This window comes from Burkholderia sp. KCJ3K979, from assembly GCF_016759955.1.
GTDB classification, from domain to species: domain Bacteria; phylum Pseudomonadota; class Gammaproteobacteria; order Burkholderiales; family Burkholderiaceae; genus Burkholderia; species Burkholderia orbicola.
The window spans coordinates 1-483 of record NZ_JACFYV010000469.1 but is presented as its reverse complement, the minus strand read 5'-3'; the positions used below and the strand labels follow the sequence as shown (position 1 = coordinate 483).

1 protein-coding gene is annotated in these 483 nt (G+C 69.4%); it reads right to left on the bottom strand.

What is annotated here, in order from left to right:
* Window positions 1-39 precede the first annotated feature (39 nt).
* Window positions 40-483, bottom strand: a 444-nt coding sequence (locus tag H3O04_RS35675; RefSeq protein ID WP_442862864.1) for an aldose epimerase family protein, incomplete at its 5' end; no start/stop codon positions are given.

The following is a 483-nucleotide window of genomic DNA, read 5'->3' as shown; positions in this document are numbered from 1 at the left end:
ATCAACGTGTGATCGACGCGCGCCCGCCGACGCCGCCGCTCATCGCGCGCCCACCCGCCACACCGTCACTTCGTGCAGCGTCTCGCCCGGCTTGAGCGCCGTCGACGGGAAGGCCGGATGATTCGGCGAATCGGGAAAATGCTCGGCTTCCAGCGCGAATGCATCGGTTTGCCGGTAGACCGTGCCGCCCTTGCCCGCGACGCTGCCGTTCAACCCGTTGGCCGTATAGAACTGCAGCCCCGGCTGCGTCGTGTACAGCTCGAGGAAACGCCCCGACGCCGGGTCGTAGGCACGCGCGGCGAACGCCGGCGCCGGCTGGCCGCCCTGGTCGAGCACCCAGTTCTGGTCGTAGCCATGCGCGATCGCGAGCTGCGGATACGCATCGCGCAAATGCGCGCCGATCGGCGTCAGCTGGCGCAGGTCCATCGGCGTGCCCGCAACGCTCGCCAGTTGCCCGGGCGGAATCGACGTATCGTCGGTCGG